The following is a 7,818-nucleotide window of genomic DNA, read 5'->3' on the forward strand; positions in this document are numbered from 1 at the left end:
GTAGTATGTGACTCATTTCAGAAATTCAGTTTCCAGAAAACTAAGATGAGCTTTGGATTATTTAGTTACCTTGCGAAACCGAGTGGTTATTTCAAATATTTCAAAAACTCTTCCAGTGGGACATTGGCTTGCTTGAGAATACTATTCAGTGTGCCTTTTTTAAGTGGATTGTGCAAAGGTACTGTTACTGTATCATGTCCACGTTGCAAAAATACGTGACTGCCCTTTTGTCTCACTACTATAAAACCAAGTTTCACCAGAGCTTTGATAGCCTTCTGGCCGGAAATCGCTGGCAATTCAGGCACTTGCAACATCAACCTTTGCGATCTCGCCAAGCACTCTGGCCTGTTCCTCAGTAACTTCCAGCACCAGCTCGATTGCCTCTTTGATATTTTCCAGGGCTTCTTCTTTGGTATCCCCTTCACTTATCGCTGCCGGAAGTTCCAGACAACGCACAGTGTATCCACCCTCTTCTGCGACCTCAAGGACTATTGTATACTGCATAACTATTCATCGGTGGTCTTGGTATATTAAATTTGATTTATGAGAGGAAGGAAGATAAGCTGAGATAATTTTCAGAGGATTCAAGATTTGAGTTTGTTCTTCTATGATTCCTCTTTTTGTTTTTACAATCCTTGCAATACTTTTCAGATCATGAATCGGTTCCATTAATTTTTTTTCATTATGAATGAGTGGAGGGATGCATAATATACTGAGAACTCTGTGGTTTATATAAAATTCAGGTTCTTTAAGTCTCCAACATCCAAAACTATATCTTTACTCAGATCATCAAGTCTTAGCGGAGCCGTCAAGATGCGTATAGGGGTTTATATTTGTCATTGCGGGCTGAACATCGCACACGTGATCAATGTGCATAGCCTGCAGGAAAAGGTCAGCAAGCTAAAGGATGTGGTGCTTGTGAAAGACCTGCAGTTCATGTGCTCGGATTCGGGCCAGGATTCCATAGTCGAGGACATAAAGGCACATGATCTGAATCACATCCTGGTGGCAGCCTGCTCTCCTAAGTTGCATGAACCTACATTTAGAAGAGTGCTGCAGAAAGCCGGGCTCAACCAGTACATGCTGGAAATGGTAAATATTCGGGAACAATGCTCATGGGTGCACATGGAAGAGCCGCAGCTCGCCACCCAGAAAGCCTTCGACCTCATACGCATGGGTATCGCAAGGCTGAAGCTGCTGGATCCGCTGCAGATAAAGAAAGTTCCTGCCAATAAGGACGTGCTGATCATAGGCGGCGGGGTCACCGGCATCGAGGCTGCCCTTACTCTTGCGGACAGCGGATATCATGTGTACATGGTGGAAAAAGAGCCCACTATCGGCGGGAAAATGGCGCTGCTTAACGAGGTGTTCCCCACCAACGACTGCTCCATCTGCGTGCTTGCACCCAAGATGACCGATGTGCAGCAACATCCCTCCATAGATCTCATGACCATGGCAGAGGTCTCCGAGGTAAGGGGTTTTGCAGGTAATCTCCAGGTAACGGTTACAAAGAAACCCCGGTATGTTATCGAAGACCGGTGCAAGGGCTGTGTGGACGAATGTTCAAGGGTCTGTCCTGTGGAAATGGCCAACCGGTTTGACATGGGCATGGGCAAGACCAAGGCCATAAACATGCCAATTCCCCAGGCAGTACCCCAGATAGCTTACATTGATAGCGAGTACTGTGTGGGCTGTGGGCTGTGCCTGCAGGCCTGTCCTGCAGACGCCATTGATTACGGCATGAAAGAGGAAACAGTATCTTTTAAGGTGGGTGCCATCATCCTTGCCAGCGGCTACAAGCTCTTTGACGCGGCCCGCAAGGAAGAGTACGGATATGGCGTGTATCCGGATGTCATAACCAACATGGAGCTGGAACGCCTGCTCAATGCATCCGGCCCCACAAGAGGGAAAGTACTGGTTCCTTCCACGCGGGAAATACCTAAGAAAGTGGCTTTCATCCAGTGTGTGGGTTCAAGGGATGAAACCGTGGGTAATCCATACTGTTCACGGATATGTTGTATGTCTGCCATGAAGAACGCCCAGCTGCTCAAGGAACGTTATCATGACATTGAAATAGTTATCCACTACATCGATATACGGGCTGCAGGGGAGATGTATGAAGAGTATTACATCCGTTCCCAGTCCATGGGCATTGATTTCATACGGGGCAAAGTAGCTGAAGTCCAAAAAGATATAAAAGGCAAGTTGTTCCTGAGGTTCGAGGACACATTAAGTTCAGAGGTCCGGGAAGAGCAATACGACCTCGTGGTACTTTCCACAGGGCTGGAAGCTCCTGATGATGCGGATAAGACCGCCAGGGTCCTTAACCTATCCCGCCGTACGGACCGCTTCTTTGCTATTGCCCATCCCAAGATGAGACCTGTGGACTCCCATGTGAAAGGAATATATGTGGCAGGCTGTGCTTCGGGTCCAAAGGAGATACAGGCAGCCATTGCCCAGGGAATTGCAGCCTCAGGCAAGACCATGCAATTGCTATCCAGAGGCGAGCTGGAAACAGACCCGCAGAGTGCTCATGTGGACGAGGAAAAATGCATAGGGTGCCGGATATGCGAGGACGTGTGCCAGTTCGGGAAGATCAAGGTCACCAATGGCAAGGCAATGGTGGACGAAGTTTCATGTTACGGATGTGGTGCATGCAGTGCATCCTGTCCCACTGATGCCATCTGGATGCGCAACAGCACCGATGAGCAGATCCTGGCCCAGGTACGGGCGGCCACGGAAGTGAAATCGGAATTCCCCCTTATTGTTGCATTCCTCTGCAACTGGTGCAGTTATACCTGTGCGGACCTTGCAGGTGTTTCCAGGATCCAGTATCCCACCAATATCAGAGTTATCAGGGTCATGTGTGCAGGCCGTGTGGACCCGGAGTTCGTGCTTGAAGCCTTTAAGGGTGGAGCTGACGGCGTCCTTGTTGCTGGATGCAGGCTCGGTGAATGTCATTACATTTTTGCCAATTACAGTGCCAAAAAGAGGATGGAAGTGCTGCAGGGAGTGCTTGAGGACATAGGTATCGATCCCCATCGCCTGAAAGTGGAATGGATCTCGGCAGCCGAAGGTGAAAGATTTGCCAGGTCCATAGAGGGGTTTGTGGATGAGCTCAAGGAGATAGGACCAATTGGTTCGGAACTGCTGGAGGGTCAGAATGACGGATGAAAGTGATGAAAAGTCCATGTCGGTAGAAAAGGAAATGGATATGGATGTTACTCACTTCATCTATCGTCAGATCAGTGACAGGTCCCGAAAAGTCCTAGATTACGATTACAAACGATGCATAGGCTGTGGTATTTGTACAGGCCTCTGTCCCACAAAGGCTCTGGAACTTGGACCTATGAAAGAGATTGCTATGGGGCTGGATGCTCCTCCGGTGATCATGGATCTGGATAAATGCACTTTCTGTTCCATGTGTGTGCAGTTCTGCCCCATGCATGCTTACACAATGACAGAGGAAGGGAATTTCCCTTCCCATGATACTTTCCCGCAGTACGATGACTTCGTACGGACCAATGAAAAATGTCTGCCCTGTGCTTTGTGTGAAGCGGCATGTCCTGAAGATGCCATCCGGCTTGAACTTGACATGCCTACCAAAGCGGAAGTGTCGCCTTTTAAAGAAGGTATGGAAGGACAGATAGAGATCGACACAGAAAAATGTAACCTATGTGGCCTGTGTGCACGGTTCTGTGATGCATTCCTGCTCATTGAAAGAGAAAAGACTCCCACGGATGTAAGACCTTTTGAGCAGTTGCTGGTGGATGAGGATAAATGCGATTATTGTACCTTGTGTCAGGATATTTGTCCTGAGGATGCCATTCGTGTGATGGGCGAGAAAAGGGGAGAAGCTCCTCCTGTGACTGGCAGGGTGTTGATCGACGATAAGAAATGTACGCGATGTACTTGGTGTAAGATAGTATGTCCCTATGATGCAATGGATATCAAGAAATCCTTTGAAGGCAATATCACTCTTATAGCCCCCAACGTGAGCAAATGCGATCCCCAAGGCTGTCATGGGTGTTTTAATGTCTGTCCTTCTCATCTGTGGTACGTGTCCAAAGATGGCAAAATAGCCATTGAAGAAGATATGTGTACGTATTGTGGTGCCTGTGTGAATGCCTGCCCTAAAGATGTAATGCATGTGGACAGGCACGCAGTACATCATACGGATATATCTGACAGTCCCTGGGCGAACCAGTGGAAAGATGCCATTGATTCCATGGTAACAGGAAAACGTCATCTTCCGGATGTATCCCGTACTCTGGAAGTAGAGCCGGAACCTCCAAGGGAACATGTGGAGGTAGAACCGCCCAGGATCGATGGCAACCTGCTGGCACTTGCAAGAGCAAGGCTTGAGAAGGTCACACCGGCATTCAGCAGCACTTCCATTCGCAGGATGCTGGAGAAGTCTGAAGAGACTGAGCCTGTAAGGGTTCGCATAAGGGAACAGATACTTAAGAAGGAACAATAAGGAACAATAATTAATACTTGCCTTACTATACGGTCAGAAAGTTGTAGACAAGATCACATTCCTGAAGGGGATCAATTCTCATGGCTGATAACATAGCTGAAAAATTAGATTACAGAGCTCTTGGTTTGAAATGCGGGCTTGAGATCCACCAGCAGCTGGACTCAAAGCAGAAACTGTTCTGCAGGTGCCCCACGATCATAAGGGATATAAAGGAATCAACTTCGGAGTTCTTCAGGTTCCTGCGTCCCACAGCCAGTGAGATGGGTGAGACCGACAGGGCGGCTCTGGAACAGTCCAAGCTTAACCGTAAATACTGCTACAAAGCCTACGATTCCACGTGCCTTGTGGAAAATGATGATGAACCCCCCACCGAGGTCAACCAGGAAGCCCTGGACATCGCTCTCATGATCACGAAATTGCTGCATATGCGGCCCGTTGACCAGATGCACGTAATGCGAAAGATAGTGGTAGACGGCTCCAACACTACAGGTTTCCAGCGTACTGCTTTCCTTGCAAAGGGTGGTTACCTGGAGACTTCCCAGGGTCATGTGGGTGTGGATGTGCTATGTCTGGAAGAAGAAGCATGCCAGAAGATAGAGGATAAGGGAGATGTGGTGATATATTCTCTGGACAGGCTGGGCATACCTCTTGTGGAGATAGGTACTGCACCGGATATCATATCACCTGCACATGCAAAAGAGACAGCACAGCTGATAGGTATGCTGCTGCGTTCCACAGGCAAGGTGAAACGGGGCTTAGGCACTATCCGCCAGGATGTGAACATTTCCATAGCAAAAGGTGCAAGGGTGGAACTTAAGGGGGTACAGGCCCTGGATATCCTTGAGATGCTTGTGGAAAGGGAAGTGGAACGTCAGGCAAACCTGCTGGACATCAGGGATGAACTGCTGGCAAAAGGTGCATCTGTGTATGATGAGATATTCGATGTTACTGGTGTCTTTGAAAAGACCACATCCAAGGTCATACAGAAATCCCTGAAAAAAGGCAAGGTGCTGGCCGTACTGTTTCCGGGATTTGCAGGGTTCGTGGGCAGGGAAGTGCAGCCTGGCAGAAGGCTTGGCACAGAGTTCTCTGACCGTGCCAAGACATCAGGAGTGGGTGGGATATTCCATACTGATGAACTTCCGAACTATGGCATTACCCAGGAAGAGGTTCTTGCACTGCGCCAGGCTGTGGGTGCAAAGGAAGGAGATGCGGTCATAATGGTGGCGGATATTGAGAAGCGCGCCAGGGGTGCTATGGAAAGTGTCATAAAAAGGGCAAAGGAAGCTCTTACGGGCGTTCCGGAAGAGACCCGCAAGGCACTTCCCGATGGTAATAGCTCTTACCTGCGGCCACTGCCGGGAGCTGCAAGGATGTACCCGGAGACCGATGTACCTCAGGCAGATATTTCAAAGGAGTATTTTGAGAGCATCCAGGTGCCTGAATTGCTTACGGAAAAGTCAAAAAGGTTCACTGCTGAGCTGGGATTAAGCAGTGAACTTGCTGATATGATCGTATACTCACAATATCTTCCTTTATTCGAGGAACTGGTCGTATGCTTCCAAGGTGGGAAACTTATAACGCCTACTCTAGTGTCCCGTACTCTTACAGGAATGCTGCCGGAGCTCAAACGTGATGGAGTGGACATTGACAAACTCTGTGATGAACATTTCAGGCAAGTGTTCTCTCTGGTGGAACAAGGTGCCTTCTCCAGAGAAGGCATTGACCCTGTGCTTAGGATACTGGCACAGAAGCCGCAAACGTCTGCAGAGGATGCTGTTGTCGAAGCAGGGCTCTGCAGCAGTGATAATGCCGAGATCGAGAAGTTCATTGATGATATGATCCATGAAAGGCAGGAATATATAAAGGAAAAAGGTCCTGCTGCCGTAGGTCCGCTTATGGGAGTAGTGATGGTTGAGTTCAGGGGCAAAGTGGATGGGAAGATATTGAGTGAACTGCTCAAACAAAAGATTAATCAATTCTTAAGTATATAATTCAATTAATGTTAAATATTAAACATATTAATCAAGTTAATCAAATTTCATTATTACTTTTTCTTTTTTTCTTAGTTAGCATATTTGTATGTAGTACTGTTGCAGGCTCACCGGTTGTGGAAGATATACAGGTCACAAGTGGTGTGAACGAGAACAGCCCTGCATGGAGCCCGGATGGAAAAAGGCTGGTCTATGCCTCGGATCAGGATATATGGATAGCAAATGCTGATGGAACAGGAGCCAGGAAATTGTACAGTAGTATGTCATGGGATGGTGATCCTGTTTTTTTTGATAGCAATTCCATTTTATTTGCTTCCGAGCAGGTAGATGCTTTTTCTTCCAGATTTGTCAGCATCCACAGGATCAGTATTGATGGGACCGGACGTAAGCAGCTCACAACTAATGCCGATTCACGCGATCCTGTCCTGAGTCCCGAGGGGGATCTCATTGCGTATATTTCCAGGATCGGGAATGATTACGATATATGGATAATGGCCGCAGATGGTTCTTCAAAGGTCAGGCTTACAGATAGAAAAGGGGATGAAAGAGATCCTTCCTGGAGTCCGGACGGGAAATATATCTTATATTCGTATGGGGGAAACATCTTCAGAACGGACGCTTCGGGTGCTAGAACTGTTCAGCTTACGAATGACACTTTCCAGAACACTAACCCGGCAGTAAGTCCGGATGGAGCGTGGATCGTTTTTGTATCCAACCGGAGTGGGAACCAGGATATCTGGCTGATGAATGGGGATGGAAAGGGTACTTTACAGCTCACGTCAGATAAAGGTATACAGAAAGATCCCTTATGGAGCCCTGACGGGAACAGGATAGCTTATGTATCTGATGACACTGGTGAGTTCAACATCCGGGTGATGACACTGGACGGTAATCTATCTATATCTGAGCAAATAGAACAAACAGAGAAAGATATAGAGGAGGATAGTGGATCATCCGTACTGCAACAAGTATTGACAGGAAAGCCAGCGGTCATTATAGGCGCGGCCGGTCTGGTGGTATTTGTATTTGTGATCATATTACTACAAAAGATCCTGAAAAAGCTCGGTTTTGTTTGATCCTGTGACCATTCGGTGGCCCACAATAGAAATGTTTATATACAAGTATCTACCGGAGGTACCATTACCATCGCAATACTTATAGCCTATTCATTTCATGTATACCCAGGTTCTTACGATGAATGCAGTATTAGGATTAGAAGATGGAACAGTTATTAAAGGCACCGGGTTCGGTGCTGAAGGCATAGTTTCTGGAGAACTGGTTTTTACTACTCAATATACAGGTTATGAGGAGGCACTTTCTGACCCTTCGTATAAAGGGCAGATC

At 47.5% G+C, this 7,818-nt stretch carries 7 protein-coding genes; 5 read left to right on the top strand and 2 right to left on the bottom strand.

The window, feature by feature from the left end; translation table 11 throughout:
• Nucleotides 1–86: 86 nt before the first annotated feature.
• Nucleotides 87–305, bottom strand: a complete 219-nt coding sequence (locus tag ACCM36_RS02540) for a type II toxin-antitoxin system HicA family toxin (RefSeq protein WP_370572151.1) — start codon at nt 303–305, stop codon at nt 87–89.
• Complete coding sequence (locus tag ACCM36_RS02545; RefSeq protein ID WP_370572152.1) at nt 298–504, bottom strand: type II toxin-antitoxin system HicB family antitoxin; 207 nt, start codon at nt 502–504, stop codon at nt 298–300. Before ACCM36_RS02545 ends, ACCM36_RS02540 begins: the two co-directional genes overlap by 8 nt.
• A gap of 309 nt (nt 505–813) precedes the next feature.
• Between ACCM36_RS02545 and hdrA2 the strand changes: the two genes are divergently transcribed.
• The 5 genes from hdrA2 to ACCM36_RS02570 all read left to right on the top strand — a co-directional run.
• Complete coding sequence (gene hdrA2 / locus ACCM36_RS02550) at nt 814–3,174, top strand: CoB-CoM heterodisulfide reductase HdrA2 (protein ID WP_370572153.1); 2,361 nt, start codon at nt 814–816, stop codon at nt 3,172–3,174.
• Entirely contained in the window at nt 3,164–4,480 is a 1,317-nt protein-coding gene (locus ACCM36_RS02555) for a 4Fe-4S binding protein (RefSeq protein WP_370572154.1), read from the top strand. The genes hdrA2 and ACCM36_RS02555 overlap by 11 nt, the downstream gene beginning before the upstream one ends.
• Before the next feature lie 80 nt (nt 4,481–4,560).
• Nucleotides 4,561–6,474, top strand: a complete 1,914-nt coding sequence (gatE, locus tag ACCM36_RS02560) for a Glu-tRNA(Gln) amidotransferase subunit GatE (RefSeq protein ID WP_370572155.1) — start codon at nt 4,561–4,563, stop codon at nt 6,472–6,474.
• A gap of 116 nt (nt 6,475–6,590) precedes the next feature.
• Nucleotides 6,591–7,550 carry a TolB family protein gene (locus ACCM36_RS02565; protein ID WP_370572156.1) on the top strand — a complete coding sequence of 320 codons (960 nt, stop codon included), beginning with the start codon at nt 6,591–6,593 and terminating at the stop codon, nt 7,548–7,550.
• 118 nt (nt 7,551–7,668) lie between these two features.
• Nucleotides 7,669–7,818: carbamoyl-phosphate synthase domain-containing protein (locus ACCM36_RS02570; protein WP_370572157.1), on the top strand; the 150-nt coding region annotated here is incomplete at its 3' end.

It is taken from the genome of Methanomethylovorans sp., from assembly GCF_041305605.1.
Taxonomy (GTDB): Archaea; Halobacteriota; Methanosarcinia; order Methanosarcinales; family Methanosarcinaceae; genus Methanomethylovorans.

Excerpts from the sequence above, each read along its gene's own strand:
- ACCM36_RS02545 (WP_370572152.1), bottom strand. The coding sequence starts at position 504 with ATGCAGTATACAATAGTCCTTGAGGTCGCAGAAGAGGGTGGATACACT.
- hdrA2 (WP_370572153.1), top strand. The coding sequence starts at position 814 with ATGCGTATAGGGGTTTATATTTGTCATTGCGGGCTGAACATCGCACAC.
- ACCM36_RS02555 (WP_370572154.1), top strand. The coding sequence starts at position 3,164 with ATGACGGATGAAAGTGATGAAAAGTCCATGTCGGTAGAAAAGGAAATG.
- gatE (WP_370572155.1), top strand. The coding sequence starts at position 4,561 with ATGGCTGATAACATAGCTGAAAAATTAGATTACAGAGCTCTTGGTTTG.